The organism is Parerythrobacter jejuensis (genome assembly GCF_039536765.1).
GTDB lineage: Bacteria > Pseudomonadota > Alphaproteobacteria > Sphingomonadales > Sphingomonadaceae > Parerythrobacter > Parerythrobacter jejuensis.
The window spans coordinates 2,849,167-2,874,170 of record NZ_BAAAZF010000001.1; the positions used below are offsets into that span (position 1 = coordinate 2,849,167).

A 25,004-nucleotide genomic window follows, 5' to 3' on the forward strand; every position below is an offset into this window, starting at 1 on the left:
TCGGCGGATGCAGATTGATCCTGCTCTGCGCGCGTTGTGGGGTGATCCAGCCTCGCAACGCCTCGCGCAGGAACACATGCTCAAGACACGTGAAGCGTGGAAAGCGACAGACGACGTCGCGGCTATCCTCGAGGATTTGGAGGCGTTCGGTCGCGGCGGAAATTTTGCCGACTATCCGGCCCTGGCTGCGCTGTTCGAACCCGACAGGGCGGAGGCATTTGTACGGGATTTCCTGACTACAATGTGCGCAGGATTGCGTGATACGCACCTGGGTCAGATGCCGTTCCGGCACAGCTATTCAGACGGCTATGCCGTGATGCATTTGGCGCGGGCGGGGCGGGCAACCCTGGCGCTGGTGACGCTGGAATGTGGGTCGCGGCCAGCTGCAAATTCCATCGCCTTCACCGATTGCGAGCGGGTCGAGATAATCCTCCAGGGTCATGCGACCGGCGCGGTTGTCTCCCGCGATGGTGCAGGAGCGCTGGCGCGTTCAACACGCTCCTTCACAGTGGGAGATTGCGACTGGTTCGATAGCGTGTCCGCGCGCCTGATTGAGACAGTCGACCGGAGCCTCGTCAGTTTGCGCCTGTCGCGGAATGCCGAGCGTCCGGGTCAGTCGACCGAATATGCACTCGATGATGGCCGCGTCCTCCATCGCTCTGCCGGAAACCCAGAGGATAGTCGGCATGAGCTCATGGCGACCGTGCTGGGGGCCATGGGTAGGGCGGATGCGGCGCCAGCGCTTATCGTTGTGGCGCTCTCGGAAGTAGCGGCCCCTCTCCGTTGGCAAGCGTTGCGCCAGGCATTGGCATTGGATGCCATGGCCGGGATCAAAGCGTTAGGGGAGATCGCAGCGCGTCAGGGCGACCCTTTGATCGGCCCGTCGCAGGCGCTTCGGAAGCAACTGGTGCAGGACTATCCCCAACTCGCCATGGGGGAGGCTGCCTGATGCCGACCAACCTGACACCGGAGCACGCAACACGCATCGAGCTCGGGGATGCGATCGCTCGGATCAATCGCATCGGCTTCGATCCCACTTGCGCTGAAAGCCTGCGACACAATGCCCGGACTCTGGCGGATCTCGGCGCGAATGCCGCCTTTCTCGGTGATGTGATGATCGATGCGATCAAGGGCGGGCATGCATCTGCCGCGACGGCCTATGGCCCGCAAGCGATCATGCTTTCCACGCCGCAAAACGGATATTTCCTGCGCGCCAATATCTGGCCAAGCAGCACCGATGCAATCTTCCGGTCGAGCGGCAAATCCAGCTTCGTCTACGAAGTGCCCCACGATCACAATTTCAACTTCCTGACCGTGGGCTATTTCGGGCCGGGATATGCCAGCGACTATTACGAATATGAATATGAGGAAGTCGCCGGAGTGCGAGGCGAGACTGCGGCTCTGCGCTTTGTCGAACGATCCACCCTGACACCGGGCAAAGTGCTCCATTATCGCGCCCATCGTGACATCCACACGCAATTGCCGCCGCAGAGCTTGTCGGTCTCGCTCAATATCGTTGAGGCCAATCCCGCGCTCGGGTGGTTTGACCAGTACCGAATTGACCTTGATCGAGGCACGATCGAAGCGGCGCTGAATCCCAGCGCGACCGAGACTTTCCTACGCTGCGGCGTTGCTATGGGGCACGCGGAGACGTGCGACGTGGCGACCCAGTTTGCGCGCCAGCATCCGAGTGACCGGCTGCGACTGGCATGTTTCGACGCGATGGCGCTTGCGAGCCGCGATGCCGATGCGATCTGGCGCGAGGCGGAGAATGCGGGAAGTCGGTTGGTCGCAGGGGAGGCCTATCGCCGCCGCAAGGAATTGGCAGTCTAGTCCAGCCCGCCGCTAGCCAGCGCGTCGATCGCCGCCTGCAGGAAAACGGCGGCGGCATGGCTGTCAATCCGCTCGGCTCGCTTGGCGCGGCTCATATCCTGCCCGATCATCGCTGCGTCGGCGCTCTGGGTGGACCAGCGCTCGTCCCACAACAGAACCGGCAATTCAAAGGCGTCGGCCAGATTGCGTGCATAGGCCCGGCTTGCCTGCGCGCGCGGCCCTTCGCTGCCGTCCATATTGCGGGGCAAGCCCAGGACAAGGCCGACAATGCGGCGTTCACGGATGATTTCGGCCAACTTGCCTTTGTCCTTGCCGAACTTTCCGCGCGGCAGGGTGTTGCCAGCCGTGGCAAAGCGCCAGCCGCTGTCGCAGGTGGCGGTTCCGATAGTCTTGGTGCCGAGGTCTAGCGCGAGCAAGCCACCGCCATCGGCCAAAGCCTCGCGATACTCGGCCGCATTGTCAGTGATCAACGCGCGGCCTGCCATGCTGAAGCACGCTGGCCGACATCGGCCTGGATGCTGCGCCAGAACAGCGGAATGTCGTATACGTGGTAATTGTTGCCCGGCAGCACGGCGCTTCCCATTTCGGGGGGATCACCAATCAGCAACAGGCCGCGATCATCACAACGTGCCGGGACAAGGCCGGGGACCAATTCGCCATTCGCCATATCTTCATCCGGCACCAGCGTGCCCGGATTGCTCGCCGCCTCGGCAGCGCCGCCAATGCCGCCGGTCAGCGGATTGGTGCACAGGATTGCGCTTTGTCCCCGCAGTTCACCATCGAACCCGGCTGATGATGCATAGGTCTCCAGCAGGGCACTGGGATCGGCGGGTTCGGCAAAGCTGGACCAGCTCAGGATGCAGCCGGATTGATCGGGCGTAGCACAGGCGGGAAAGGGCAGAGCCGGAAGATCGCGATCAATCGAGATCGGCCAGCCGACAATGTAGGACGCGATAACCCGTTGTTGCAGCGGTGTTCCGGCCACTTCCTCGCGCATCAGGCGCAGCAGGTGGAGTGCGCCCTGGCTATGGCCAGCAATCACGATCGGTGTGCCCGCATCTACGGTGTCACGGAAGTAGGCGAATGCCTGCGCCACGTCGCGATAGGCTGCGTCCAGCGCCTGACCCGCTTCTTCGCTATCGGTCAGGAATGCCCCGACTGTCGCCTGGCGATAGCGCGGAGCCCAGATTTCGCTCGCCTGGTTAAACGGACTGGCCATACCGCGCAGATACAGCCGCGCGACCTTCTGCGATTCCGCGTCATCCAGCGGCGCATTCCAGTTGTTGCGATCAAGATAGCTGGTGGGGTGAACGAAAAAGACGGCGAAGTCAGGCGGTGCCGTCTCGCCCGAGGGCGGCAAGACGCGGCCTTCCCCCTGGATCGCTGGTTGCCAACGGGCAGGATCATCGATGCCGATGCCAGGGCGCGAGAACCACATTTCAGGGTCCTGATAGGCGTTGTCTGCTAGCGGATCCTGTTCGACGAATTCGCTGCTGGGCACGAGCGCCAGCGCGGTCAGCTCGCGTGACCAGATATTCAGCGCGAAGCCTGCCGCGATCACCAGTAGAGCGATAGCCAGAACCAGATACAGAAACTTACGCGCCATTGTTGCCTTTCTCTGCCAAGGCGCGCTTTTCGCGTGCGTCGGCTTGTTTGATCTCGTTGGTTTCGGATCGCCTCTCCAGCGCCACCTTGATCATGGCCAACAGAGGATCAGCCAGGAACAGGCCCAGAATTCCGAACAACAGACCCATGATCAATTGCGCCCCGAGCACCAGGGCAGGGGCAAGATCGACGGTCTTCTTGGCGATCAGCGGAATGACGATATAGCCATCGAAGTTCTGGACCAGGAAATAAACGAAGATCGTGTAGAGGCCCATGTCGGTGCCGCCTGAGAAACCAACCAGCACCATCAATATGCCGGAAATGATCGCGCCGATATTGGGCACGAAGGCAAGCAGACCCGTCAGGATGGCCAGCAACGCGGCCATGGGCACGCCGTAGATTGCGAGGAGGATGTAAGTGAAAACACCTTCGAAGATCATCCCCACCAGGCGCCCCGCCATCAGCCGGCGCAGCGTATAGGCCATCCGATCCAGCGTAATGCGCAAGCCATTGCGATTGTGGCGCGGGGTCATCCATTCGACACCGCGCTCGTACAGGTTGGGCTCCAGCGCAACATAGAGGCCGATGATCACAATCAGGATGACCGACGTGAAGCCGCCTGCGAGCCCGGTCAGCGCTTTGGTGACAGAGCCGACGCCGCTCACCAGCTCGCCGGTGATCGCTTTCAAGTCGGCAAATTCTACATCGAGCCCGTTCGCCTGCCCCCAGAGAAACAGGTTTTCGGCCTGGCTTTCGATAATGGCGGGAAACTCTGCTGCCTGCTGGGCAATCTGGTTGCCGGCAAACATGCTGAGCCAGGTAAAAAACGCGATGCCGATACCGACTACGATGAATATTCGGACAGATCGGGGTAGCGGCACGACCCGGTAGATCAGTCGCGCCCCACCATCCAGCATTGCGGCGAAAACCAGACTGCCGAAAATCACCAGCAACGATTGGGCAATATAGATCGACAGCACGGCCAGCCCTACAATGCCGACCCAGATCGCGGCTTTGTAGGCTTCTTGCCTCAGCTCAGGATTGTCGATGTATGACGGGCTGGCGCCGACATCCGAGTCGTCGCTGGCTTTGGCCTGGTCGTCTTTCTTTGCCCCGCTCACGTGGCTTTGTTACGCTCCGCCTTGGCAGGACGCAATGTTGACCATGCCCGTCCATCGCGCAGCGCAGAGAACCAGCTGATCGGGTTCCAATTGGCTGTCCCGTCCAGCGAGAAGGTGATGAACTCGGCACGACCGCCAATGTTTTCGAGCGGGACGGGGCCGCCCAGGCCACGCTCGATAATGCTGGCGCGGCTGTCTGCAGAATGGTCGCGATTGTCGCCCATCAGGAAGACCTGGCCCTCGGGCACTGTGATTTCGTCGAAATTGTCGAGCGGATAGTCCGGCTGGGTATCGACGATCAGGTAAGTCGCGCCATTGGGCATGGTTTCGCGATAGGTGGGCAGGGCACAAACTTCCGCGCCACCCTCGTCCGTCTGCTTCATCCCCGGATAATCATAGCTGTCGCAAGGCGAGTTGAGGTCAACCGGAACTTCCAGCGCAGGTTCGACCTCTTGCGGAACAGGGGTGCCATTGAGAATGATCTGGCCGTTACGCACCGCAATCCGGTCACCCGGCAAGGCCACGACGCGCTTGATATAGTCTTCGTCCCGCTCGGGATGGACGGGAATGACGATGTCGCCATATTCCGGCGTATCCGCGAGCACCCGCCAATCGCCGCGCGGCCAGAGGTGGAAACTGATCGAAGACCAATTGAAGCCGTAAGGATATTTGCTGACCACCAGCCGGTCACCGACCAGCAAGTTGGGCATCATCGATTGCGACGGAATATAGAATGGCTTGGCGATGAAGCTGTGGAAGGCGAATACCGCCAACAGCATCAAGGCCAGTCCGCGAAACTCCGCGAACCAATTGACCTTCTCGTCACTCTTCTTGTCTGTGTTTGTCACGTTTGCCTGTGTGCTCGAATTCATATGCGATGGGCTTCGATAATCACGAAAGCCTGCGCCCATGGGTGATCATCGGTGAGGGTGAGATGAATGCTGGCCTCATGGCCGTGCGGTGTCAGTTCCGCAAGCCGATTTGCCGCGCCGCCTGTCAGCGCAAGAGTCGGGGCGCCGGACTTCGCGTTCACGACCCCGATGTCACGCATGAAGACACCGCGCTTGAAGCCGGTGCCAACCGCTTTGCTGAAAGCTTCCTTGGCGGCAAACCGCTTGGCGTAGGTACCGGCAATAGTGAAAGGGCGGCGCTGCGCCTTGGCCCGCTCGATTTCTGTGAAGACGCGATGCTCGAATCGTTCGCCAAAGCGGTTGAGCGAATTCTGAATCCGCTCAATATTGCACAGGTCTGATCCTAGGCCGATAATCATGCGCCCGCCCTCATCGCGCGTCATCCATCATCTGGCGCATACGCCGGACGGCGTTCTCCAATCCGACGAAGACCGCTTCGCCGATCAGATAATGTCCAATGTTCAATTCGGCGAGCTGCGGAATGGCAGCGATGGGCTGGACATTTTCGAATGTGAGTCCGTGCCCGGCATGCGGCTCGATCCCGTTTTTCACTGCCAGTGCGGCCATATCGGCGATCCGTTTGAGTTCGCTGGCCATCTTCTCGCGGTCGCCATCGAGATGGGCGTGGGCATATTCGCCGGTATGAAACTCGACTACGGGCACACCAAGCCGGATGGCGGCGTCCAATTGACGTTCGTTCGCTTCGATAAACAGGCTGACCCGGATCTCGGCATCTTTGAGGCGGTCGACGATCGGCACCAGAGTGTTGTGAAGGCCGGCGGCATCCAGACCACCCTCGGTCGTTCGCTCTTCGCGCTTTTCAGGGACGATGCAGGCGGCATGCGGCTTGTGACGCAGCGCGATTTCCAGCATTTCCTCTGTCGCCGCCATCTCCAGGTTCAGGGGCAGGTCGGTCGCCTCCTGGATGCGTTTCAGGTCTTCGTCACGGATGTGGCGCCGGTCTTCACGCAGATGGGCGGTGATCCCGTCCCCCCCAACCGATGCGACGATTTCCGCGGCCCGGACAGGATCGGGATGATCCCCGCCACGTGCGTTGCGGATGGTCGCAACGTGATCGATATTCACTCCTAGCCTGAGCGTGTTGGGGCGCATCGCATCACTCACTTGGCGCGGCTCCCCGGTTTGGTGACCGGGATAGAGGCCAGCGTGTCTGGAACTTCGAAATCGGCATAAGTCGGGAAATTGATCGCGACGAGGGGGAAAAAGGGCACGCCCAGATCGACCGAGCCGCCAGACCGGTCGACCAAGGACACTTCGGCCAGAACTTCACCGCCTTCTTCATCGACCGCCTTGATTGCTTCGCGGCTGGAGAGGCCGGTGGTGACGACATCTTCCACCATCAGCACTTTGGCACCGGGTTCGAGACGAAAGCCGCGGCGCAGGTGGAATACGCCGTCAGGCCGTTCCAGAAACATCGCGTCTTTACCCAGCGCTCGACCCATTTCGTGCCCGATGATCAGGCCGCCCATTGCCGGAGAAATAACTGCATCGATTTCGGAGCGAATCTCTCGCGGCAGTTTCTGGGCGAGTGCCATGGCCAGTCGACCGGCCCTTTCGGGGTTCATCAAAACCCGTGCGCATTGGAGATAGTGGCCGCTATGCCGGCCGGACGACAATTTGAAATGGCCTTCGAGCAGGGCTTCACAGGCGCGGAATTCTGACAGAACTTCTTCTTCGGTCATGGCGGGTGCCGTAGCGGAACCTTTCTGGACGTGCACAGTGTTGTGCGTCGGGAGTTGCGGGGGAACGAATGTAGCTTGCGTAATTTTCTCCCTAGGAGCGCTTGAGCCTGTGGGCAAGCACGCGTATAGCGCGCCGCAAATGGCCCTCATTGGGCCCCATTCGGCCGCCTTGAACCGTGGCCACCAGATGCAACATGGGAAGCACCCTGACGATGATCTCCGCCATCCGGCTTCGTGACACAACCCGAACGATTGTGCTGTTGATTGCAGCCTTCATCCTTGCGCTTGGCGCGCAAGCAGCGCTGGCTACCCAGCCTGATGCTTCGATACCGGCGCAGGCAGCCTTGGGCGAAACCGGCCCCGTTCCTGCGGAAGAAGCGGCGTCGCTCGATGCTGGTAGTGGCGGCTACACGCCCCTTGGCCCCGACATGATCAAGGGTCAGCCGACGCCGTACGAGGAAGACGCGCTCGCCAGCATGACCTTCCAGGATCAATATTCCGCCAATGGCGAATATGCCCTGTGGATGCATGACGCGATCCTGATGCCGATTATCACGGTGATCAGCCTGTTCGTGCTGGGCCTGCTGCTGTGGGTTGTCGTACGCTTTAATAAGCGTGCCAATCCGACCCCGTCCAAGACGACGCATAACACGCTGATCGAAGTGGTTTGGACGCTCGTCCCCGTGCTGATCCTGGTGGTTATCGCGGTGCCCTCGATCACGCTTCTCGCGCGGCAGTACGAAACGCCGCCGGAAGACGCGATTACGATCAAGACGATCGGCTACCAGTGGTACTGGGGCTACGAATATCCAGACCAGGGCGGCTTTGAAGTTGTTTCGAACATGCTCGACGAAGCCGATGCGCTGGATGCCGGCTTGCCGCCGCAGCTGGCGGTCGACAATCGCATGGTTGTCCCCGCCGGTGTTCCTCTGCGGATCCAGACCACGGCTGCTGACGTGATTCACGCCTTCGCTGTGCCGAGCCTGTGGTTCAAGATGGATGCGGTCCCGGGCCGTATTAACGAGAAGATGCTGACGATTGACGAGCCGGGCATTTATTATGGCCAGTGTTCGGAATTGTGCGGTGCCCGCCATGGTTACATGCCGATCGCTGTCGAAGCGGTGCCGATGGAGCAATGGCGCGCATGGGTAATCCAGCAAGGCGGCTCGTTCGAAAGCGAAACCGCTGGCGAGGACGCCGAATCGGCTGAAGATGCGGCCGAAGCAGGTGATACTGCCGGTGAAGCCGAGGCCGAGCTGGCCGAAGCGACCGCGTCCGAAGACGGTAGTGACGCTGCCGCCGCAGAATAATATACGACTGACACGAATTTACTCGAAAGAAGAGACCGAGCACGATGGCAACCACCGCTGAAGGCTTTGACGCCCACCACGAGGACCACGCGCATGACGCTGATCACAAGCCGGGCTTCTTTGCCCGGTGGTTCATGTCGACCAACCACAAGGATATCGGCACGCTCTACCTGATCTTCGCGATCTTCGCGGGTATCATCGGTGGTGCCATTTCCGGTGTCATGCGGGCCGAGCTTGCTGCACCTGGCATCCAATACCTGGGGTATTGGGTTGAATTCATGGGCGGCGAGGCAAGCTTCGATGCCAATCTGCACATGTGGAACGTTTTCATCACGGCGCATGGCCTGATCATGGTCTTCTTCATGGTCATGCCGGCCATGATCGGTGGCTTCGGCAACTGGTTCGTGCCGCTGATGATCGGGGCGCCGGATATGGCCTTCCCGCGGATGAACAACATCTCTTTCTGGCTGACGGTCGTGGGCTTCTGTTCGCTGTTGTTCTCGCTGTTCGTTCCGGGCGGAACGGGTCTTGGTGCGGGTGTCGGCTGGACCGTTTACGCTCCGCTTTCGACCACCGGCTCTACCGGGCCTGCGGTCGACTTTGCGATCTTCTCGCTCCACCTTGCGGGCGCAGGCTCGATCCTGGGGGCGACCAACTTCATCACCACCATCTTCAACATGCGTGCGCCGGGCATGACCCTGCACAAGATGCCGCTGTTCGTATGGTCGGTGCTGGTCACGGCCTTCCTTCTGTTGCTGGCGCTGCCGGTGCTGGCTGCTGCCATCACTATGCTGCTGACGGACCGCAACTTCGGCACCACCTTCTTCGATCCTGCCGGTGGCGGTGATCCTGTCCTGTACCAGCACCTGTTCTGGTTCTTCGGTCACCCCGAAGTGTATATCATGATCCTGCCGGGCTTCGGCATGATCAGCCAGATCGTCGCGACCTTCAGCCGCAAGCCGGTGTTCGGCTATCTCGGCATGGCTTACGCCATGGTTGCGATCGGCGTTGTCGGCTTCATCGTGTGGGCGCACCACATGTATACGGTCGGCCTCGACGTAAACACGAAGATGTATTTCACCGCTGCAACGATGGTGATCGCCGTACCTACGGGCGTGAAGATCTTCAGCTGGGTCGCCACTATGTGGGGCGGTAGCGTTGAGTTCAAATCACCGATGGTCTGGGCGATGGGCTTCATCTTCCTGTTCACCGTTGGCGGCGTGACCGGCGTTGTGCTGGCCAATGGCGGCATCGACGATAATCTGCACGACACCTATTACGTGGTGGCACACTTCCACTACGTGCTGTCGATGGGTGCCGTGTTCTCGCTGTTCGCGGGCTTCTATTACTGGTTCCCGAAGATGAGTGGCCGGATGCACAGCGAGTTCCTCTCGCACCTGCATTTCTGGACCTTCTTCATCGGCGTGAACGTGATCTTCTTCCCGCAGCATTTCCTCGGGATGCAGGGTATGCCGCGCCGCTATCCGGATTACACCGCTGCCTACACCTTCTGGAATGAGGTCTCGACGGCTGGCTATATGATCATGGCCGGTTCGATGCTGATCTTCTTCGTCAATCTCGCTTACGCATTCATCGCGGGCAAGAAGGCCGAAGCCAATTATTGGGGTGAAGGGGCAACGACGCTGGAATGGACCTTGTCCAGCCCGCCGCCATTCCACCAGTTCGAAACCTTGCCGGTAATCGAGGAACACCACGATTATCACGATCACATGCCCGCCAAGGGTTGATGTTTGCGGCCCCCGGTTAAGGCGGGCCGGGACAAACCAAACAAGTGGGGGGCGTGCCAGCAATGGCGCGCCCCCTTTGCAAGAAGGCCTGCCACACGGCTGATGACATGACTGCTACTGCCACCCCTGTTGTTCTGCCCTCGGATTGGCGCGATTTCTTCGCGCTGACCAAGCCGCGCGTGATGAGCCTGGTGATCTTTACCGGCCTGTGCGGCCTTTTGGCGGCACCGGAGGGGATCAACCCGGTGATCGGCTTTACCGCCATTCTCTGCATTGCCTTGGGCGCGGGCGGTGCGGCGACGCTGAACCAGTGGTGGGAATCGGATCTCGATGCGGGCATGAAACGTACCGCACAGCGGCCCCTGCCAGCCGGGCGCCTGGCCCATGGTGACGCGCTGACTTTCGGTATTATCCTGTCAGTCGGATCAGTGATCGTGATGGGACTTGCGGTGCATTGGCTCGCAGCGTCGATCCTGGCGATCTCGATTCTCTATTACGCGGTGATCTACACCATTTGGCTCAAGCCGCGCACGCCGCAGAACATCGTGATTGGCGGCGGGGCAGGCGCATTCCCGCCGATGATCGGCTGGGTCGCCGTGACCGGCGAGATTACGGCGATGCCGATCCTGCTGTTCGCCATCATTTTCATGTGGACGCCGCCGCATTTCTGGGCGCTCGCGCTGTTTGTGCAGTCGGACTACGCCAAGGTCGGCATTCCCATGATGCCGGTGGTGAAGGGCGAGGCCAGCACTCGTCGCCAGATCCTGATCTACGCGGTCCTGTTGCTTCCCTTTGTGATAGCACCGTGGTGGATCGGCGGTACCGGCGCGATCTATGGTATCGTTGCGCTCGTGCTGACCCTGGCGTTCATCGCTTTGTCGGTGCCAGTGGCGACCCGCCGCGCAGTCGAAGGTGACAGCATGAAGCCGGAAAAGCGCCTGTTCGGCTTCAGTATCCTATACCTGTTCGCCCTGTTCGCCGCGCTTGTTGTCGATCGTTTTGTATCCCCCCTATGGAACCTGTGATGACCCCCGAAGAAGAAACCGAATTCAACCGCCGACGTAACAGCCGCAACCTTGCCCTGGGCGCGGTGCTGCTGTTCTTCGTTGTCTTGTTCTATGCTATCACTATCGTACGCATGGGAGATTGAGCCGGTGACCACTGCGACCCTCGAACAAAAGAATCTGCGCGTCGGCTTCTACGCGCTTTTCGGCGCGGTCTTCATGCTGGGCATGGGCTACGCCGCCGTGCCGCTCTACGATCTGTTTTGCCGGGTGACCGGTTTTGGCGGGACAACCCAACGCGCCACGGAAAGCGAAGCTGACGCTGCCGCGCGGATGGCGGCAAGTGCCGGCGCGCCAACAATGTCGATCCGGTTCGATGCCAGTATCGCGCGCAACGTGCCGTGGACATTCAAGCCTGCGCAATCGACCGATACCGTCCAGATCGGTGTTCGCGACATGGCGTTCTATACCGCCAAGAACAATTCCAGCGTGCCGATCACCGGCACGGCTACCTTCAATGTCGAGCCGGAGCAAGCGGGCAAATATTTCAACAAGATCCAGTGCTTCTGCTTTACCGAACAGACGCTCCAGCCCGGGCAGGAAGTGCGTATGCCGGTGCTCTATTTCGTCGATCCGGCGGCGCTGGAAGACGAGAATATGCAGGGCGTCGAACAGATAACTTTGAGCTACACTTTCCACCGCAAGGTAGAGAGTGACAGCTAACCCCTAGACCCGCTGCCACAGGGGCATTATGGGCAGCGTCAAACACGCATAAACAGGATAGCGATCCATGGCTGGTGCCAAGAACCACGATTATCACATTCTCGAACCCGATATCTGGCCGCTGATCGGCTCGTTCTCGGCGCTCACCTTCACCTCGGGCATGGTTCTGTACATGCACGAGATGCCCAGTTGGCAGATCGTACTCGGCCTCGGCATCATGGGGCTGATCGCGACGTTCTTCGCATGGTTCTCCAACGTTGTGAAAGAGGCCGAGCGCGGCGATCACACGCCGGTAGTTCAGCTGCACATGCGCTATGGCATGATCCTGTTCATTGCATCCGAAGTGATGTTCTTCGTCGGCTGGTTCTGGAGCTGGTTCGATTTCGCCCTGTTCCCTGCACCCCTCGATTATGCCGATGGTCTGTGGACCAACATGATCGGGCAGGAGGGCGCAGCATCGCTCGAAAGCTTCCCGCCCAAGGGTATTGAGGTTCTCAATGCATTCGATCTGCCATTGCTCAACACCCTGATCCTGCTGTGCTCGGGCACCACCGTGACCTGGGCTCACCACTCGCTTCTGAACGGCGACCGCGAGGGATTGAAGAAGGGTCTATGGCTGACGATCCTGCTCGGCGTGCTGTTCAGCTGCGTGCAGGCGTATGAGTATGCTGTTGCCCCGTTCGCATTCGGCGGCAACACCTATAGCTCGGCCTTCTACATGGCGACCGGCTTCCACGGCTTCCACGTTCTGATCGGCACGATCTTCCTGATCGTCTGCCTGGTGCGGACCTACAAGGGCCACTTTACCCCGCGCCAGCATTTCGGTTTCGAAGCTGCCGCCTGGTACTGGCACTTCGTCGATGTCGTCTGGCTGTTCCTGTTCATCGCCGTCTATGTATGGGGCGGTTGGGGCGCACCGGTCCATTGATGCAGTCCGGTTCGCCGGATACACCGAAAGGGCAGCCCGCCATTGGTGAGGCTGCCCTTTTCGGTTTGTGCCCCAATTGCGGGGCGCGCACTTTGTTTTCGGGGCTGACGTCCTTTGCCCCGCGTTGCCGTGCCTGTGGGCTGGACTTGGGCCAGTTCAATGTCGGGGATGGGCCCGCCGCATTCCTGATCCTGATCGTGGGGGCGGTAGTTGTAGGGCTGGCGGCGTGGCTGCAGGTCAGCGTGGAGCCTCCATGGTGGGTTCATGTTCTGCTGTGGCTGCCGATCAGCATTGCATTGACATTGGGTGGCTTGCGCATGGCCAAGGCGGCATTGCTGGTATCCGAAAATCGCAACAAGGCCCGCGAAGCGGGGAGCAACGATCTGTGACCAAGAATATTCCAATCATTCCCACCATCATTGTCGTTGCGTCTGTTCTGACGATGATCGGCCTGGGTATCTGGCAATTGGGCCGGGCTGACGAGAAGGAAGCGCTGATCGCCAGCTACAGCTTGGCGAAGGACAATACCGAAGCGGTGGCTTGGCCAAGGACGGAAGAGGCTCTGGAACAAAGCCTGTTCCGGCGCAGCGAGCTGATCTGCGATCGCGTGATCGACCGACGCCAGACTGCCGGAACCAGTAACAAGGGGACGAAGGGATGGGCCCAGATCGCCCGCTGTGCGCTGGATGGTGGGGGCGAAGCCGAGATCGCGCTGGGCTGGTCCCGTGCGCCCGAAGGTCCGCAATGGGCGGGGGGAGAGGTTGCGGGCCTGATCGGCCCCGGGCCCAAGCTGATTGCCGATCCGCCACGGGCTGGCCTGACCCCATTGGCAAAGCCTGATCCGAAGGACCTGCCGAACAACCATCTGGCCTATGCCGGGCAATGGTTCTTTTTCGCGCTGACGGCGCTGGTGATCTATTTTCTGGCGCTTAGGAAGAAGCGGCAGGACGGCTGACTTTAGCCGCGTCAACGCCGTCTTTCTTGCCCGCCAGCCGCACGCTCGCTAACCCGCTGCTACGATGCAATATGTCTCCACTCGCGGCGCGGCGCCCAAGCTCTCTTTCGAGGATGTCACTCTGACTGGCCTGGCCAGCGATGGCGGCCTCTATATTCCTGAAAGCTGGCCCAGCTTTTCGGCAAGCGAAATCGCCGCCATGCGCGGACTGCCCTATGCCGAAATTGCGGCGCGGGTGATGCATCGCTTCGTTGGCGACAGTCTTAGTTTCGAAGAGCTGCGGGAACTGACGGGTGAGGCCTATGGCCGGTTTGCCCACGCCGCGGTGGTCCCGTTGACCCAGCTCGACGAACGCCATTGGCTGATGGAATTGTTCCATGGCCCAACCCTGGCCTTCAAGGATGTTGCGCTGCAGCTGCTGGGCCTGTTCTTCGAGCGATTTCTGGCCCGTCGTGGCGAGCAACTGACCCTGGTCGGCGCGACCAGTGGCGACACCGGTAGCGCGGCGATCGATGCGGTGGCCGGCCGCGAAGGGGTGGAGATATTTATGCTCCATCCGCAGGGCCGGATCAGCGATGTCCAGCGCCGGCAGATGACGACAGTGCGCGCACCCAATGTTCACAACATCGCCATTTCGGGCAGTTTCGATGACGGGCAGGCGGCGGTGAAGCGCATGTTCACGGACCCAGCCTTGAAGGGCAAGCTCCAGCTGGGTGCAGTCAATTCGATCAACTGGGCCCGCCTGATGGCGCAGGTCGTCTATTACTTCACCTCTGCGCTCCAGCTTGGCGCGCCGGACCGGCCCGTGGCCTTCAGCGTACCCACGGGCAATTTCGGAGATGTCTTCGCCGGCTATGTCGCGGCGCAGATGGGCCTTCCGGTTGCGAAGCTGGTCGTTGCCACGAATATCAACGACATCCTGCACCGCGCTTTGTCCGACGGGGATTATTCAGCGGGTGAGGTAACGCCGACAGCGGCGCCCAGCATGGATATCCAGGTCAGTTCCAATTTCGAGCGCTTGCTGTTCGATTGCGGCGGGCGTGACGGCAATGCCTTGGCCGATCAGATGCGCGCGTTCGAGGTGAGCAAGGCCATGCGGTTGACCAATGCCCAACGCGAAGGCGCTTCGGGCTTGTTTACCAGCGTCCGGGCCGATCAGGATGCGATGGCGCACACCATGCGCCGCGCGTTTCAATATTGCGGTGAAGTGATCGACCCGCATACCGCGATCGGCCTGCATGCCGCGCATGAAGTTGATCTATCGCCTGACATTCCAGTCGTGACCCTGGCCACTGCACATCCCGCAAAGTTTCGCGATGCAGTCGAGCGGGCAACCGGCACCCGGCCTGCGCTGCCGGCGCGGGTGGGCGATCTGTTTGCGCGGGAAGAGCATTTTACCGAGTTGGAAGGTGATTACGATCAGTTGGTGGATTTCATCACGACCAATGCGGTGCAAGGCCGGTAATGGCTGAACTGGTCCGCCAACCGCATTTAATGATCGGGGAGGGCTGGGACAGCTATGGCCTTGTCGATAGCGGTCACGGGCGCAAGCTGGAACGCTTTGGCCCCTACCGTTTCATCCGGCCCGAGCCTCAGGCGATGTGGGCACCGCAATCGCAAGAGTGGCAGGCGGATGGCGAATTTGTGCCCGGAGCAGACGAGGATGGTGGCGGGCGCTGGCAATTGTCACCCGAAGTGCCCGAGGCAGGCTGGCCGCTGGAATGGAATGACGCCCGGTTTACCGCACAATGCACGCCGTTTCGCCATCTCGGATTCTTTCCGGACATGGCGCCGGTGTGGGACTGGATGCGCGGGCAGTTGGCGGACAAGCCCGATGCCCAAACCCTCAACCTGTTCGGCTATACCGGTGTTGGCTCGCTCGCGCTGAGCGGATGCGGGCCGGTGACCCATGTCGATGCGTCCAAGAAATCGGTCGCGCAGGCACGCGAAAACGCGTCCCTGTCAGGTATGGAGGATCGCCCGATCCGCTGGCTGATCGATGATGCAGCCAAGTTCACGGCGCGCGAAGTACGCCGCAAAAAGCGTTATGACGGGATCATCCTCGATCCTCCCAAATTCGGGCGCGGACCCAAAAACGAGATCTGGCGGATCGAAGACAGCCTGGCTGAACTGGTCGGGGATTGCCGGCAACTGCTCGATAGTGACAGCCGCTTCCTGTTCCTGACAGTATATGCCGTGCGCATGTCGAGCCTGTCGCTGGGCGGATTGCTGGCCGACATTTTCGCAGGGTTGCCTGGTACTATCGAACATGGCGACCTGGCGGTGCAGGAGGAGGGCAGCGGTCGTCTGCTCCCCACCGCGATTTTTGCGCGTTGGAACAATCGACCATGAGGGCGCATGCAACGATTGTAGCAACCCTTGCGGTGGCACTGATGGGTTGCACGGCGCAGGCGGCGCCCGATCCAGGCCCTGTTCCTACTGCGAGTATTCCCGACACCCCTGTTGCGTCGCTGGCAACCGGGCTCTGGGTCGGCGATCTGCCCCTGTGTTCAGAGACGGTACTCGACGCAAAGGTGACGACCGGTTCGTCCATGGGCATGGCCGGGCCGAATTTTTTCCTGAACATCCGGCTGGCCGAAGAAGCTGCCAACATCTTTGCCGGGATGACGCGTGCCAGGGTGGGGCAGGAACTCCCGATTATGCTCGATGGCAAGGTGCTGCTCTCGCCGCGGATAAACGAACAGATACTTGGCGGTGCGCTGCAAATATCGGCCCCGCGTGAGGAACTCGAGCGGGCCCTCCAACGGATCGAAGGACCTTGCGGTTAGACGTCGCTGGCGGCTATGCGCCGCCGCGTGTAAAGGAAAAGCATGGCCGACAGCCTCACCCTCCAGTTTGCCGATCTTGAAACCGATGTTCTGACGGGCATTTATTCGGAAGAGACGGGCAAGCCGCAACCGCTGCGGATTACGATAGAGGCGGACTACAAGATCGCCGATCGCTACGATCCGGACACGCCGCTGGATGCGAGCAAGAATTATATGGACCTCAAATTCGCGGCCACCGACGGGTTGCCTGAAGGGGTGCACTTCAAACTGATCGAATCGCTGGCCGATCACATTTGCGAGACCCTGTTCGCGCAAGACAGGAATGTGCTCGCCGTGACGGTCAAGATTGTGAAGCTCGCCATTGCCGAGCACAACGAAAAAATCGGGATCACGATGCGGCGAGAGCGCCGCTGATATGGCGCAGGGCGTGCTCGAAACCGGCCCCCTGCCGCACGAGGCGCTGGCAGCAGCGCGGGCATTCCACGCCGAACAGCTACCCAAAGTGACAAGCGCGCTCGCCGGAGAAATCGATAATCTGGCCATCGTGATGAAGTGTCCAGCCTATGATCATGCCGACTGGCGCCGTGCGATTGCGCGCGACCTGGCGCGGGAATACGCACCCAAACGGGTGAATATCGTTGCCGGTGATGCGGCGGACGAGATTGAAGCGACGCTCGCCTTTCTTGACGCGGCTCCCGGTGTCACCGGGCACTATCTGCCGTTGCAGAGCGGGGGAGGGGCCCGTGTCTGACAACCCGCTGGTCGACACATTCGGGCGCACCATTTCCTATCTGCGGCTTTCGGTTACCGATCGCTGCGATTTGCGCTGCACTTATTGCATGCCCGAACGGATGCAGTTCCTTCCCCGGGCAGAAGTGCTGACGTTAGAAGAACTGCGTGATCTGGCCCGTGGTTTCATGGCGCGCGGGATCACCAAGATACGCCTGACCGGTGGGGAACCGCTGGTCCGGCGCGACGTGATCGACCTGATCCGGGCTCTGGGGCGGTATGTTGGTGATGGGCTGGAAGAACTGACCCTGACGACCAATGGCACCCAATTGGCCGGCCATGCGCAAGCGATCGCCGATGCCGGAGTGCGCCGGATCAACATCTCGCTCGATACGCTGGATCGCGAAACGTTCCAGCGTCTGTCTCGCCGCGATGCGCTGGCCAGCGTGCTGGGCGGCATTTCCGCGGCCAAGGCGGCGGGCCTGAAGGTGAAGATCAACACGGTTGCGATGAAGGGTGTGAACGAACACGAGATTCCTGCACTGATCAAATGGGCTCACGGCGAAGGCCATGACATCACGCTGATCGAAACCATGCCGCTTGGCGAGATTGACGAAGACCGGACCGACCAGTTCCTGCCGCTGATCGCGGTGCAGGACGATCTGGAACAACGCTGGACGCTGACGGAAAGTGATCACCGTACAGGCGGCCCGTCGCGCTATGTCGATGTGGCGGAAACAGGCGGCAGGCTTGGCCTGATCACGCCACTGACCAACAATTTCTGCGCCGGTTGCAATCGCATCCGTGTCACGGCCACGGGCCAGCTATATCCGTGCCTTGGCGGCGGGGAACAGGTCGATTTGCGTGCCGCTTTGCGCTCCGATCAACCCGAGGCGAATCTGGCGACAGCGCTGGACACCGCCATGCGGATCAAGCCGGAGCGGCACCATTTCAAGATTGGCGAAGGAGAAGCGCCTGCGCAGCCGCGCCATATGTCGATGACCGGCGGCTGACATGCCGCAGCAGGACCACCTCACAATCCTGTTTCTGGGCCCGCTGCGCGACATGGCAGGCGTTCAGGAACGCGAGGTTGCCGCGCCGCTCGACTGGGCAGGATTGCTCGCGGCAGTCGGATCGGACATCGCAGCGCAGCTGACATCGGACCGGGTCAATGTCGCCTGTGGCGGCAAGGTTCTGGCCGACAAGCAAAGCTTGCACGCGGTGGCCGGCGACGAAGTTGCGCTCTTGCCTCCCGTCAGTGGAGGCTGACCCATGCGTGACATCCGTCTCGTGTCGGAACCTTTCGCTCCGGGGGAGCTGGTCGACACCTTCACCCGCGCCAACCGTGGGCTGGGCGGCCTGCTGACTTTCACTGGCGAAGTGCGCGCGGATGGCGGGGTCGAGGCGTTGGAACTCAGCCATTATGAACCGCTGACACTCAAAGGCATGGACGATCTTGCCGACGAGGCCTTTGCGCGCTTCGACCTGATGGGCCTGCTGATGGTGCACCGGGTTGGAGTAATGCATCCGGGTGATCCGATCGTGTGCGTTTCAGCGGCAGCAGCGCACAGGCGGGATGCCTTCCACGCGGTCGATTTCTGTATGGATTATCTCAAAAGCGCGTCGTGGTTCTGGAAACGCGAGAAACGATCCGATGGATGGCATTGGATCGAGCCACGAAGCGATGACTATGCCGATCGCGCGCGGTGGGACAAATAATTCGCCACTTTTGATGTGGGTCAAGGAATGACCCGCGATTCGCTGGCAGATCTCCTCTCAGACGAAAAGGAGTGGCCCAATGTCCGAACTACTGACCCGTGACCTCATTGCCGACAAGGCGATCGTCCACGACTACCATCCCGCTATCAAACGCGGCGAGTTTGACCAGACATTCGGCCTGCCAGGCGGGCTGTATGCCGCCAGTCTCGGCTGCTTCGTAGCGTTTCTCGCCACCATGATTGTGGGTTTCGGCAATCCCGAACTGGGCATTCCGATGGCGATATTCGGCGTATTCTTCGCTGGCTTCTACGGCATCCCGGTGCTGATGGTTGAAGAAGCGCCCGACGAATCGAACAAGGCCCTGACCTGGGGTCAATTCAAGGCACGCGGGATCGACACTCTGACTGGACGCCTTCCGGCGGGCGAAGCCATCGCTCAGATGATGGTGCTGCCGGTTCTGGTTGTCCTGTGGGGCTTTGCCTGCATCACAATTGCCGCGCTGGTTTAGAGGCCCACTCCCACCAGTGCGGTAAGGCGCGCGGGATCGACCAGTTCGATTCCGCGCGCACCCTTTTTGGCCACCAGGCCATCTTTCTCGAATTTCGACATCCTGCGGCTGACGGTCTCGATCGTCAGCCCCAGCATCTGCGCCATTTCGCCGCGCGAAAGCGGTAAGTCGAATTTCTGTGCCGGATGGCATGGCGAATCGCTGGCGGCGCGGGCCATGGCCATGATCAGACCCGCCAGGCGGGTCGCAGCATCCTGTTTACCGGTAAGCTCCAGCAATTCGCGCGCTGCGTGAAGATCCTTCTGCGAGCGGCGCAGCAGAGCCGTGGTGAGGGCAGGGTGATTGTCGAGCGCTTCTTCCATGGCGCTGCGTGCAAAAACGCATAGCTGGCTGTCTGTCAGGGCCACCACGTCATGCTGGGCAAAGGGCTGGAACAATTCGCCGACAAAGCCCGCTGGATGGATCAGAGCGAGAATACGCTCCTCCCCCTCGCGGTCATAGGATGTGACCTTGAGCGCTCCTGTAACAAGGGTCGCGCAGGCGTGATCCTCGTCACCAGCTGAGAACAGTGTCTCGCCCTTCTTCAAGGTGACAGTCCGACCCGCACGGGCAAGGTCCGCGCGTTCCTCTTCGGTCAAAACCGCGCAAGCCGCGCTGTCGCGTACAGGGCATTGGGCACAGGCAAGGGTCATTGCGACAGTTCCCCGCGCAGGCGAGAAAGGACGGCATCCTCTTCGGCAATCATCCGGGTCACAGTCTCTCGTGTTTCGGCAACGGCGCCGCGTTGCTCCAGCGCAATCGCGCGCTCTGTAAACAGGATATCGAGGTCGGCAAGGGCAACAGCGGTCTTGCTGCGGTGCGAATCAAGATCGGCAAGAGCGACCTGTGCAATTGCCCAGCGATCGCTGGCGATGGCAGTGCCGCGCGCAGCATCAACTTTTTGCGTCGCAGCGGGCGCTGCCCCCAGGAAAGCTGTGTGGGCTGTGCTCGCTTCCGCCTTTAGCTGGGCAAGTCGGTCACGTAGATCGGCACTGGGCAGGGCAGGTTGAGCTGCAACGGGCGCAGTCGATGGGGAATTGAATTGCCCCTCGATCCGCTCGGCATCGCGTACCGACAACGAAGGATACTCGGTCGACGCAGACGCGCAGGCAGCGAGGGGAAACAGGCACAAAGCCAGAGGGGTAACCTTGCGAAGCATATCGAAACGCTCCATATCACGCTTGTCCCGCAGCGCCACCAAAACGAGGTGAGTTTCGGACGCAAAAAGCGCCGATCTGTCGTTGACTTCACCCGAGTCTTCCCTTAACGGCACCCATCTTTCAGGGCCTCGCCATTGGCGGGCTGCCCGTCGCGCCGTTTTCGATTTGGGGACGGCACATCAAAACGATTGGAAGTATAAACCGATGTTCGCAGTAGTGCGCACGGGCGGCAAACAATACCGGGTTGCTGCCGGAGACAAGATCGCGGTCGAGAAGCTGGCTGGTGAAGCTGGTGAAACCGTCACGCTGGGTGATGTTCTGCTTGCCGGTGAAGGCGAGACGATCGCTGATGCCAGCAAGGTAACCGTTTCGGCAGAGATCATTGCCCAGGCGAAGAGCGAGAAGGTCGTCGTTTTCAAGAAGCGTCGCCGTCACAATTATCGCCGCAAGGCTGGCCACCGCCAGATGATGACGCTGCTGCGCATCACTGATGTCGGCGAAGGCAAGAAGGCCCCGGCCAAGAAAGCTGCGCCAGCGAAGAAGGCTGATGAGGCTCCGAAGACGGAAGCGAAGAAGCCAGCCGCCAAGAAGGCAGCACCTGCCAAGGGAGCCACGAAGGGCACAACCGAAGCGAAGAAGGCAGCGCCCAAGAAGGCTGCAGCTACCTCCGCCAAGAAAACACCGGCCAAAAAGGCCCCAGCCAAGAAAGCGGCCCCCAAGGCCGCTGACAAGAAGTAAGGAAGTAGGACCATGGCACATAAAAAAGCAGGTGGTTCATCCCGTAATGGTCGCGACTCAGCCGGTCGCCGCCTTGGTGTGAAGAAGTTCGGCAGCGAAGGCGTTGTTGCGGGCAATATTATCGTGCGTCAGCGCGGCACCAAATTCTATCCGGGCAGCAATGTTGGCATGGGCAAGGATCACACCCTGTTCGCGCTCAACGACGGTGTGGTGCGATTCCACAAAGGCAAACAGAACCGCCAATTCGTATCGGTAGACATGCTGGCGGAAGCCGCCGAATAATCGGATAGTTCACTGACAGGACTATCCAGCAGGATGGTCCAGCCGGTTCAGACCGGCACCGAAGAGGGAGATGGGCCAACCTGTCTCCCTCTTGTCGTTTCTCCCTCTCGAACTGGCGAAAGATACTTTCGCCGCAACGGGAATGTCATGCATCAGCCCTAACGGGGGCGATGCGGGGCTTGAGGAGAAAGACCATGTTCCATCGCACCCAACGGCTGCTTTTGCGGCCGACCTGGCCAGAAGACTGGCAGATGCTGTTTGCCGGGATCGCTGACCAGGACGTGGTCCACAATCTGGCCACCGCACCTTGGCCCTATGAGGAAGATGACGCGCGGGCATTCGCGCAGCGCGAGCAAGACGCCTATGTGCCGGGCTTCGCCGTCACCCTTCCCGGTGAAGGCCTGATTGGCGGGGCCGGTCTTGGATATGACGAGCATGACCAGGTTCAACTTGGCTATTGGATCGCGCGCGATCACTGGGGCAAGGGTTATGCTTCCGAAGCGGCGCGCGGCGTTCTCGCAATCGCGGGGATGATTGGCCATAAGCGGGTGGTTGCTTCACATTTCGTCGACAACCCCGCATCGGGGCGGGTGCTGTGCAAGGTCGGGTTTAGCCCAACCGGTGAAGTGCGACCGGGACACTCGCTTGCACGGGGCCGTTCCGATCCTGTCGCGTGCTACGAAATTGTTCTCGATGGCTTGGAGCGGGAGGGCGATGAGCGGCTGCGTGCATCGCCTCCCTTGAAGAACGCAGCATAGAAGAGCGCCCAAACACAAAGACCCCCGCGAGATGATCGCGGGGGTCTTTCATATAGTCCGTACCGGTGGGGTAGCGGATTCTATTCAGCCGGAGCCATCAGTGCATCTTCGAAGTCACCTTCGTAGAGATTGATCAGGCCGCGATCATCCTCGTTCCAAGGGTGGAAGCCGGGCATGAAATAGGCCAGCCAGCCTGGCAGGATGCGGCGCAGGAAGCCCGGCTTCACCAGAAGATACTTGGCCAGTGCGAGACGCCATTTCCAGCCGGTCAGGCCATCCTGGGCCAGCAGTTCCATCGTGTCTTCGCTGCGATGCTTGATGAAACGCACGGTGACGAGCAACATCATCAGGCTCTTGACCTTCCAGCGGCGGAAACGGCTCCAGTCGCGCGTTGCATGCAGCCAGGTGTCATAAGCGACGCCCTTATGCTCGACTTCCTCGGCTGAATGCCAGCGCCACAAGTCGCCCAGATCACCATCAGCCCCTTCGAGGTGGTCGGGGTTCTTGAGAAGTTCATTGCCGAGCATGGCAGTGAAGTGTTCCAGCGCCATCGTCGCGGCGAGATTGAGATATTGCGGCCGGTCTTTCAGCTGGGCGAGCATCTCTTCGACCCGCTTGTCGATGGCCTTGATGTCATAACCGTGGTCTTCGGCCATCCGGTTGAAGGCAACATGTTCGCGGGTGTGATTGATTTCCTGCTTCACGAAAGCGCGAATTTCTGCCGTCAGTTTGGGATCGGCGCCCTCACGAAAGGCTTTGACCGATTCGATGAAGAAGGCTTCGCCGCGCGGGAAGGTGGCGGACAGCGCGTTGAACCACGCACTGGCAACGGGGTCGCCATTCAACCACCAGCGGCGCGCTTCGGTACCACGCGCAAAGCGGCGATCGCGAACCGTGATCTCGAGATCTTCCGGTGTCGGGGTGGCGGTATCGGTGGAAATGGAGGAATGCGCGTTCATCGTCGGAAGCCCTGATTCGTTACTGACATTCATGTAAGTATGGCTTACTGACACTGATGTCAATAAAGGAATGAATGCGCCTTGCCGAAGGTGGTTGTCAGGAGTAGCGTCCGCAGCAAGGGACAGGGAATCAGCTAGTTATATGGCCACACGCAAACGTCTTTCACCCGAAGAATCACGTGCAGGCGCACTGCAAGCGGCGCGCACCCTGCTGATCGAGGCGGGCCCGCAGGCGGTCACGTTGAAGGCCGTGGGCGCGCGGGTAGGGCGGACCCATGCCAATCTGCTGCATCACTTCGGGTCAGCCGCAGGCTTGCAACGCGAGCTGGCGGCGCATCTGGCCCAGACCGTGTGCGAAAGCGTGGCCGAGGCCGTGCGCGCGACACGGGCGGGCCTTGGGTCTCCGAGAGAAATTGTCGATATTGCGTTCGATGCTTTCGAGCGTGAAGGCGGAGGTGCCTTGGTAAGCTGGATGCTGGCCACGGGGCACGAGGATGCAATCGAGCCGTTTGTCGAAACCATCCACTCCATGGTCGACGATCTCAATCCGGAAGAGGAAGGTCATGTTGATGCGATGGTCGCGCATAGGGCGACCCACACCGTGGTGTTGCTGGCGTTGGGCCAGTCCCTGATTGGGGAGCCACTGGCAAAGTCGCTGAGGCTACCGGATCACGTCGCCCGCGACATTGCCGAGAAGATTATCATCGAAGAGCTGGTCGACCGCCACGAGGGTGCCGCACAGGATTAGCTGGCTTCCAGCCGCATCCAGTCCGGCGCTGACGACGGATCAATGTCTGCAACACGCTGGTGGATCACTGCCAGGCCATGATCCTCATGCCGGACCTTGGTGCGCTTGGGGTCAGCCTGGTCGAGAGGCACAACCAGCAACCTGCGATTGACCTTCTGGCGCCAGTTCATCCGCGCCGTGTTTTCCTGTCCGACATAGCATCCCTTCTCGAAACTCACGCCGTTCAGTTCAACCGCGTTGGTCTCCAGCCATAGAATGTCACCCAGCTCGGCCCGCCCTTCCGGCACGCCCAGCGAAAGGCGATGCGCCAGCCAATCCGCATCGGCGCTGTCACCGTCGGGTGAAACCGGCCCAACCCAACGTGCGCCCAATGTCTCCAGCCGTGGATCCGTGGGATGTTCGCCGCTTGCATCGCGCTGCCAGAAAACACCCAACTGATCATCGCGCGCAATCGCGATCTTGCGGCGCAATTGGTACATGCTGAGCCGTTTGGTCAACTCGTCAGCTGCATCTGCTTCGCAATCGATCAGCAGATCATCGCCATCAGCCCAGACGATAAAATCGAACAGAGCCTTGCCTTGCGGGGAAAGCAGGGCGGCATAGGCCGGCAGCGCGCCTTTCACATCATTGGTGACGAGGCCTTGCAGGAATTCGGCGATATCCTCCGCCCCATCAAGCGGGGAAAGCCGGATCACGGCGCGATTGCTGAGGCGTTTGGCGGTCATGGGAGCAAG

Annotated in this window: 34 protein-coding genes; 23 read left to right on the forward strand and 11 right to left on the reverse strand. The window is 60.5% G+C overall.

What is annotated here, in order from left to right:
• Positions 1–7 precede the first annotated feature (7 nt).
• The gene (locus tag ABD653_RS13905) at positions 8–949 is read left to right on the forward strand and encodes a hypothetical protein (RefSeq protein ID WP_160779228.1); all 942 of its coding nucleotides are present in this window, start codon (positions 8–10) and stop codon (positions 947–949) included.
• Positions 949–1,833 (forward strand): transposase, encoded by an 885-nt coding sequence (locus ABD653_RS13910; protein WP_199801114.1) that lies wholly within the window; start codon positions 949–951, stop codon positions 1,831–1,833. Before ABD653_RS13905 ends, ABD653_RS13910 begins: the two co-directional genes overlap by 1 nt.
• Here the strand turns inward: ABD653_RS13910 and ruvX are convergent.
• From ruvX to pyrE, 7 genes are read right to left on the reverse strand one after another with little or no spacing between them, the layout of a single operon-like run.
• Positions 1,830–2,318 carry a Holliday junction resolvase RuvX gene (ruvX, locus tag ABD653_RS13915; RefSeq protein ID WP_160779229.1) on the reverse strand — a complete coding sequence of 163 codons (489 nt, stop codon included), beginning with the start codon at positions 2,316–2,318 and terminating at the stop codon, positions 1,830–1,832. The two genes, ABD653_RS13910 and ruvX, sit on opposite strands and share 4 nt — an antisense overlap.
• On the reverse strand, positions 2,300–3,439 hold the full coding sequence (locus ABD653_RS13920; RefSeq protein ID WP_160779230.1) for a DUF3089 domain-containing protein: 1,140 nt from the start codon (positions 3,437–3,439) through the stop codon (positions 2,300–2,302). The genes ruvX and ABD653_RS13920 overlap by 19 nt, the downstream gene beginning before the upstream one ends.
• The gene (locus ABD653_RS13925) at positions 3,429–4,559 is read right to left on the reverse strand and encodes an AI-2E family transporter (RefSeq protein ID WP_160779231.1); all 1,131 of its coding nucleotides are present in this window, start codon (positions 4,557–4,559) and stop codon (positions 3,429–3,431) included. The genes ABD653_RS13920 and ABD653_RS13925 overlap by 11 nt, the downstream gene beginning before the upstream one ends.
• Positions 4,556–5,431, reverse strand: a complete 876-nt coding sequence (lepB, locus tag ABD653_RS13930) for a signal peptidase I (RefSeq protein WP_160779232.1) — start codon at positions 5,429–5,431, stop codon at positions 4,556–4,558. Before lepB ends, ABD653_RS13925 begins: the two co-directional genes overlap by 4 nt.
• The gene (gene acpS, locus ABD653_RS13935; RefSeq protein ID WP_160780404.1) at positions 5,428–5,829 is read right to left on the reverse strand and encodes a holo-ACP synthase; all 402 of its coding nucleotides are present in this window, start codon (positions 5,827–5,829) and stop codon (positions 5,428–5,430) included. The genes lepB and acpS overlap by 4 nt, the downstream gene beginning before the upstream one ends.
• A gap of 10 nt (positions 5,830–5,839) precedes the next feature.
• A complete protein-coding gene (locus ABD653_RS13940; protein ID WP_160780405.1) occupies positions 5,840–6,583 on the reverse strand; it encodes a pyridoxine 5'-phosphate synthase in 744 nt (247 codons plus the stop codon).
• Between the two features lie 8 nt (positions 6,584–6,591).
• Positions 6,592–7,173, reverse strand: coding sequence for an orotate phosphoribosyltransferase (gene pyrE, locus ABD653_RS13945; RefSeq protein ID WP_160779233.1), 582 nt, complete (start codon positions 7,171–7,173; stop codon positions 6,592–6,594).
• Between the two features lie 194 nt (positions 7,174–7,367).
• On the opposite strand from pyrE, the gene coxB reads away from it, so the two are divergent.
• The 17 genes from coxB (at position 7,368) to ABD653_RS14030 (ending at position 19,586) form a co-directional block, all read left to right on the forward strand.
• Complete coding sequence (coxB, locus tag ABD653_RS13950; RefSeq protein ID WP_160779234.1) at positions 7,368–8,483, forward strand: cytochrome c oxidase subunit II; 1,116 nt, start codon at positions 7,368–7,370, stop codon at positions 8,481–8,483.
• A 44-nt stretch (positions 8,484–8,527) separates the two neighbouring features.
• The gene (gene ctaD / locus ABD653_RS13955) at positions 8,528–10,231 is read left to right on the forward strand and encodes a cytochrome c oxidase subunit I (RefSeq protein ID WP_160779235.1); all 1,704 of its coding nucleotides are present in this window, start codon (positions 8,528–8,530) and stop codon (positions 10,229–10,231) included.
• A 107-nt stretch (positions 10,232–10,338) separates the two neighbouring features.
• A complete protein-coding gene (locus ABD653_RS13960) occupies positions 10,339–11,256 on the forward strand; it encodes a heme o synthase (RefSeq protein WP_160779236.1) in 918 nt (305 codons plus the stop codon).
• On the forward strand, positions 11,256–11,381 hold the full coding sequence (locus ABD653_RS13965; protein ID WP_267904705.1) for a hypothetical protein: 126 nt from the start codon (positions 11,256–11,258) through the stop codon (positions 11,379–11,381). The genes ABD653_RS13960 and ABD653_RS13965 overlap by 1 nt, the downstream gene beginning before the upstream one ends.
• Positions 11,350–11,958 carry a cytochrome c oxidase assembly protein gene (locus tag ABD653_RS13970; protein ID WP_160779237.1) on the forward strand — a complete coding sequence of 203 codons (609 nt, stop codon included), beginning with the start codon at positions 11,350–11,352 and terminating at the stop codon, positions 11,956–11,958. The genes ABD653_RS13965 and ABD653_RS13970 overlap by 32 nt, the downstream gene beginning before the upstream one ends.
• A gap of 67 nt (positions 11,959–12,025) precedes the next feature.
• Positions 12,026–12,886, forward strand: coding sequence for a cytochrome c oxidase subunit 3 (locus ABD653_RS13975; protein WP_160779238.1), 861 nt, complete (start codon positions 12,026–12,028; stop codon positions 12,884–12,886).
• Entirely contained in the window at positions 12,886–13,275 is a 390-nt protein-coding gene (locus ABD653_RS13980; protein ID WP_160780406.1) for a DUF983 domain-containing protein, read from the forward strand. The genes ABD653_RS13975 and ABD653_RS13980 overlap by 1 nt, the downstream gene beginning before the upstream one ends.
• Positions 13,272–13,841 (forward strand): SURF1 family cytochrome oxidase biogenesis protein, encoded by a 570-nt coding sequence (locus ABD653_RS13985; protein WP_199801308.1) that lies wholly within the window; start codon positions 13,272–13,274, stop codon positions 13,839–13,841. The genes ABD653_RS13980 and ABD653_RS13985 overlap by 4 nt, the downstream gene beginning before the upstream one ends.
• 64 nt (positions 13,842–13,905) lie before the next feature.
• Complete coding sequence (gene thrC, locus ABD653_RS13990) at positions 13,906–15,306, forward strand: threonine synthase (protein ID WP_160779240.1); 1,401 nt, start codon at positions 13,906–13,908, stop codon at positions 15,304–15,306.
• Positions 15,306–16,193, forward strand: a complete 888-nt coding sequence (locus ABD653_RS13995) for a class I SAM-dependent methyltransferase (RefSeq protein WP_160779241.1) — start codon at positions 15,306–15,308, stop codon at positions 16,191–16,193. The genes thrC and ABD653_RS13995 overlap by 1 nt, the downstream gene beginning before the upstream one ends.
• Positions 16,190–16,630, forward strand: coding sequence for a SecDF P1 head subdomain-containing protein (locus tag ABD653_RS14000; RefSeq protein WP_160779242.1), 441 nt, complete (start codon positions 16,190–16,192; stop codon positions 16,628–16,630). Before ABD653_RS13995 ends, ABD653_RS14000 begins: the two co-directional genes overlap by 4 nt.
• Positions 16,631–16,672: 42 nt before the next feature.
• Positions 16,673–17,044, forward strand: coding sequence for a dihydroneopterin aldolase (locus ABD653_RS14005; protein WP_160779243.1), 372 nt, complete (start codon positions 16,673–16,675; stop codon positions 17,042–17,044).
• Position 17,045: 1 nt separating this feature from the next.
• On the forward strand, positions 17,046–17,381 hold the full coding sequence (locus tag ABD653_RS14010; RefSeq protein WP_160779244.1) for a Rossmann fold domain-containing protein: 336 nt from the start codon (positions 17,046–17,048) through the stop codon (positions 17,379–17,381).
• The gene (gene moaA, locus ABD653_RS14015; protein WP_325065389.1) at positions 17,374–18,372 is read left to right on the forward strand and encodes a GTP 3',8-cyclase MoaA; all 999 of its coding nucleotides are present in this window, start codon (positions 17,374–17,376) and stop codon (positions 18,370–18,372) included. Before ABD653_RS14010 ends, moaA begins: the two co-directional genes overlap by 8 nt.
• A 1-nt stretch (position 18,373) precedes the next feature.
• Positions 18,374–18,628 (forward strand): MoaD/ThiS family protein, encoded by a 255-nt coding sequence (locus tag ABD653_RS14020; protein WP_160779246.1) that lies wholly within the window; start codon positions 18,374–18,376, stop codon positions 18,626–18,628.
• Positions 18,629–18,631: 3 nt separating this feature from the next.
• On the forward strand, positions 18,632–19,078 hold the full coding sequence (locus ABD653_RS14025) for a molybdenum cofactor biosynthesis protein MoaE (RefSeq protein ID WP_160779247.1): 447 nt from the start codon (positions 18,632–18,634) through the stop codon (positions 19,076–19,078).
• Positions 19,079–19,157: 79 nt separating this feature from the next.
• Complete coding sequence (locus ABD653_RS14030; protein ID WP_160779248.1) at positions 19,158–19,586, forward strand: hypothetical protein; 429 nt, start codon at positions 19,158–19,160, stop codon at positions 19,584–19,586.
• Here ABD653_RS14030 and ABD653_RS14035 read toward each other — a convergent pair.
• Positions 19,583–20,278 carry a Crp/Fnr family transcriptional regulator gene (locus ABD653_RS14035; protein ID WP_160779249.1) on the reverse strand — a complete coding sequence of 232 codons (696 nt, stop codon included), beginning with the start codon at positions 20,276–20,278 and terminating at the stop codon, positions 19,583–19,585. The two genes, ABD653_RS14030 and ABD653_RS14035, sit on opposite strands and share 4 nt — an antisense overlap.
• Entirely contained in the window at positions 20,275–20,823 is a 549-nt protein-coding gene (locus tag ABD653_RS14040) for a hypothetical protein (protein ID WP_344705675.1), read from the reverse strand. Before ABD653_RS14040 ends, ABD653_RS14035 begins: the two co-directional genes overlap by 4 nt.
• Positions 20,824–20,989: 166 nt before the next feature.
• On the opposite strand from ABD653_RS14040, the gene rplU reads away from it, so the two are divergent.
• The 3 genes from rplU to ABD653_RS14055 all read left to right on the forward strand — a co-directional run bounded on the left by rplU (position 20,990) and on the right by ABD653_RS14055 (position 22,563).
• Positions 20,990–21,523, forward strand: a complete 534-nt coding sequence (gene rplU / locus ABD653_RS14045; protein ID WP_160779251.1) for a 50S ribosomal protein L21 — start codon at positions 20,990–20,992, stop codon at positions 21,521–21,523.
• A gap of 12 nt (positions 21,524–21,535) precedes the next feature.
• Entirely contained in the window at positions 21,536–21,805 is a 270-nt protein-coding gene (rpmA, locus tag ABD653_RS14050) for a 50S ribosomal protein L27 (protein WP_160779252.1), read from the forward strand.
• Between the two features lie 194 nt (positions 21,806–21,999).
• The gene (locus ABD653_RS14055) at positions 22,000–22,563 is read left to right on the forward strand and encodes a GNAT family N-acetyltransferase (protein WP_160779253.1); all 564 of its coding nucleotides are present in this window, start codon (positions 22,000–22,002) and stop codon (positions 22,561–22,563) included.
• 80 nt (positions 22,564–22,643) lie between these two features.
• On the opposite strand, the gene ABD653_RS14060 is transcribed toward ABD653_RS14055, so the two are convergent.
• Positions 22,644–23,522 (reverse strand): metal-dependent hydrolase, encoded by an 879-nt coding sequence (locus ABD653_RS14060; RefSeq protein WP_160779254.1) that lies wholly within the window; start codon positions 23,520–23,522, stop codon positions 22,644–22,646.
• A 142-nt stretch (positions 23,523–23,664) separates the two neighbouring features.
• Between ABD653_RS14060 and ABD653_RS14065 the strand changes: the two genes are divergently transcribed.
• On the forward strand, positions 23,665–24,270 hold the full coding sequence (locus ABD653_RS14065; RefSeq protein WP_160779255.1) for a TetR/AcrR family transcriptional regulator: 606 nt from the start codon (positions 23,665–23,667) through the stop codon (positions 24,268–24,270).
• Here the strand turns inward: ABD653_RS14065 and ygfZ are convergent.
• On the reverse strand, positions 24,267–24,995 hold the full coding sequence (gene ygfZ, locus ABD653_RS14070) for a CAF17-like 4Fe-4S cluster assembly/insertion protein YgfZ (RefSeq protein ID WP_160779256.1): 729 nt from the start codon (positions 24,993–24,995) through the stop codon (positions 24,267–24,269). The two genes, ABD653_RS14065 and ygfZ, sit on opposite strands and share 4 nt — an antisense overlap.
• Positions 24,996–25,004 lie beyond the last annotated feature (9 nt).

What these genes read in the sequence shown, in the direction of transcription:
- ABD653_RS13905 (WP_160779228.1), top strand. Translation starts at nt 8, where the DNA reads ATGCAGATTGATCCTGCTCTGCGCGCGTTGTGGGGTGATCCAGCCTCG.
- ABD653_RS13910 (WP_199801114.1), top strand. Translation starts at nt 949, where the DNA reads ATGCCGACCAACCTGACACCGGAGCACGCAACACGCATCGAGCTCGGG.
- ruvX (WP_160779229.1), bottom strand. Translation starts at nt 2,318, where the DNA reads ATGGCAGGCCGCGCGTTGATCACTGACAATGCGGCCGAGTATCGCGAG.
- ABD653_RS13920 (WP_160779230.1), bottom strand. Translation starts at nt 3,439, where the DNA reads ATGGCGCGTAAGTTTCTGTATCTGGTTCTGGCTATCGCTCTACTGGTG.
- lepB (WP_160779232.1), bottom strand. Translation starts at nt 5,431, where the DNA reads ATGAATTCGAGCACACAGGCAAACGTGACAAACACAGACAAGAAGAGT.
- acpS (WP_160780404.1), bottom strand. Translation starts at nt 5,829, where the DNA reads ATGATTATCGGCCTAGGATCAGACCTGTGCAATATTGAGCGGATTCAG.
- ABD653_RS13940 (WP_160780405.1), bottom strand. Translation starts at nt 6,583, where the DNA reads ATGCGCCCCAACACGCTCAGGCTAGGAGTGAATATCGATCACGTTGCG.
- pyrE (WP_160779233.1), bottom strand. Translation starts at nt 7,173, where the DNA reads ATGACCGAAGAAGAAGTTCTGTCAGAATTCCGCGCCTGTGAAGCCCTG.
- coxB (WP_160779234.1), top strand. Translation starts at nt 7,368, where the DNA reads ATGGGAAGCACCCTGACGATGATCTCCGCCATCCGGCTTCGTGACACA.
- ctaD (WP_160779235.1), top strand. Translation starts at nt 8,528, where the DNA reads ATGGCAACCACCGCTGAAGGCTTTGACGCCCACCACGAGGACCACGCG.
- ABD653_RS13960 (WP_160779236.1), top strand. Translation starts at nt 10,339, where the DNA reads ATGACTGCTACTGCCACCCCTGTTGTTCTGCCCTCGGATTGGCGCGAT.
- ABD653_RS13965 (WP_267904705.1), top strand. Translation starts at nt 11,256, where the DNA reads ATGACCCCCGAAGAAGAAACCGAATTCAACCGCCGACGTAACAGCCGC.
- ABD653_RS13970 (WP_160779237.1), top strand. Translation starts at nt 11,350, where the DNA reads ATGCTATCACTATCGTACGCATGGGAGATTGAGCCGGTGACCACTGCG.
- ABD653_RS13975 (WP_160779238.1), top strand. Translation starts at nt 12,026, where the DNA reads ATGGCTGGTGCCAAGAACCACGATTATCACATTCTCGAACCCGATATC.
- ABD653_RS13980 (WP_160780406.1), top strand. Translation starts at nt 12,886, where the DNA reads ATGCAGTCCGGTTCGCCGGATACACCGAAAGGGCAGCCCGCCATTGGT.
- thrC (WP_160779240.1), top strand. Translation starts at nt 13,906, where the DNA reads ATGCAATATGTCTCCACTCGCGGCGCGGCGCCCAAGCTCTCTTTCGAG.
- ABD653_RS13995 (WP_160779241.1), top strand. Translation starts at nt 15,306, where the DNA reads ATGGCTGAACTGGTCCGCCAACCGCATTTAATGATCGGGGAGGGCTGG.
- ABD653_RS14000 (WP_160779242.1), top strand. Translation starts at nt 16,190, where the DNA reads ATGAGGGCGCATGCAACGATTGTAGCAACCCTTGCGGTGGCACTGATG.
- ABD653_RS14005 (WP_160779243.1), top strand. Translation starts at nt 16,673, where the DNA reads ATGGCCGACAGCCTCACCCTCCAGTTTGCCGATCTTGAAACCGATGTT.
- ABD653_RS14010 (WP_160779244.1), top strand. Translation starts at nt 17,046, where the DNA reads ATGGCGCAGGGCGTGCTCGAAACCGGCCCCCTGCCGCACGAGGCGCTG.
- ABD653_RS14020 (WP_160779246.1), top strand. Translation starts at nt 18,374, where the DNA reads ATGCCGCAGCAGGACCACCTCACAATCCTGTTTCTGGGCCCGCTGCGC.
- ABD653_RS14025 (WP_160779247.1), top strand. Translation starts at nt 18,632, where the DNA reads ATGCGTGACATCCGTCTCGTGTCGGAACCTTTCGCTCCGGGGGAGCTG.
- ABD653_RS14030 (WP_160779248.1), top strand. Translation starts at nt 19,158, where the DNA reads ATGTCCGAACTACTGACCCGTGACCTCATTGCCGACAAGGCGATCGTC.
- ABD653_RS14035 (WP_160779249.1), bottom strand. Translation starts at nt 20,278, where the DNA reads ATGACCCTTGCCTGTGCCCAATGCCCTGTACGCGACAGCGCGGCTTGC.
- rplU (WP_160779251.1), top strand. Translation starts at nt 20,990, where the DNA reads ATGTTCGCAGTAGTGCGCACGGGCGGCAAACAATACCGGGTTGCTGCC.
- rpmA (WP_160779252.1), top strand. Translation starts at nt 21,536, where the DNA reads ATGGCACATAAAAAAGCAGGTGGTTCATCCCGTAATGGTCGCGACTCA.
- ABD653_RS14055 (WP_160779253.1), top strand. Translation starts at nt 22,000, where the DNA reads ATGTTCCATCGCACCCAACGGCTGCTTTTGCGGCCGACCTGGCCAGAA.
- ABD653_RS14060 (WP_160779254.1), bottom strand. Translation starts at nt 23,522, where the DNA reads ATGAACGCGCATTCCTCCATTTCCACCGATACCGCCACCCCGACACCG.
- ABD653_RS14065 (WP_160779255.1), top strand. Translation starts at nt 23,665, where the DNA reads ATGGCCACACGCAAACGTCTTTCACCCGAAGAATCACGTGCAGGCGCA.
- ygfZ (WP_160779256.1), bottom strand. Translation starts at nt 24,995, where the DNA reads ATGACCGCCAAACGCCTCAGCAATCGCGCCGTGATCCGGCTTTCCCCG.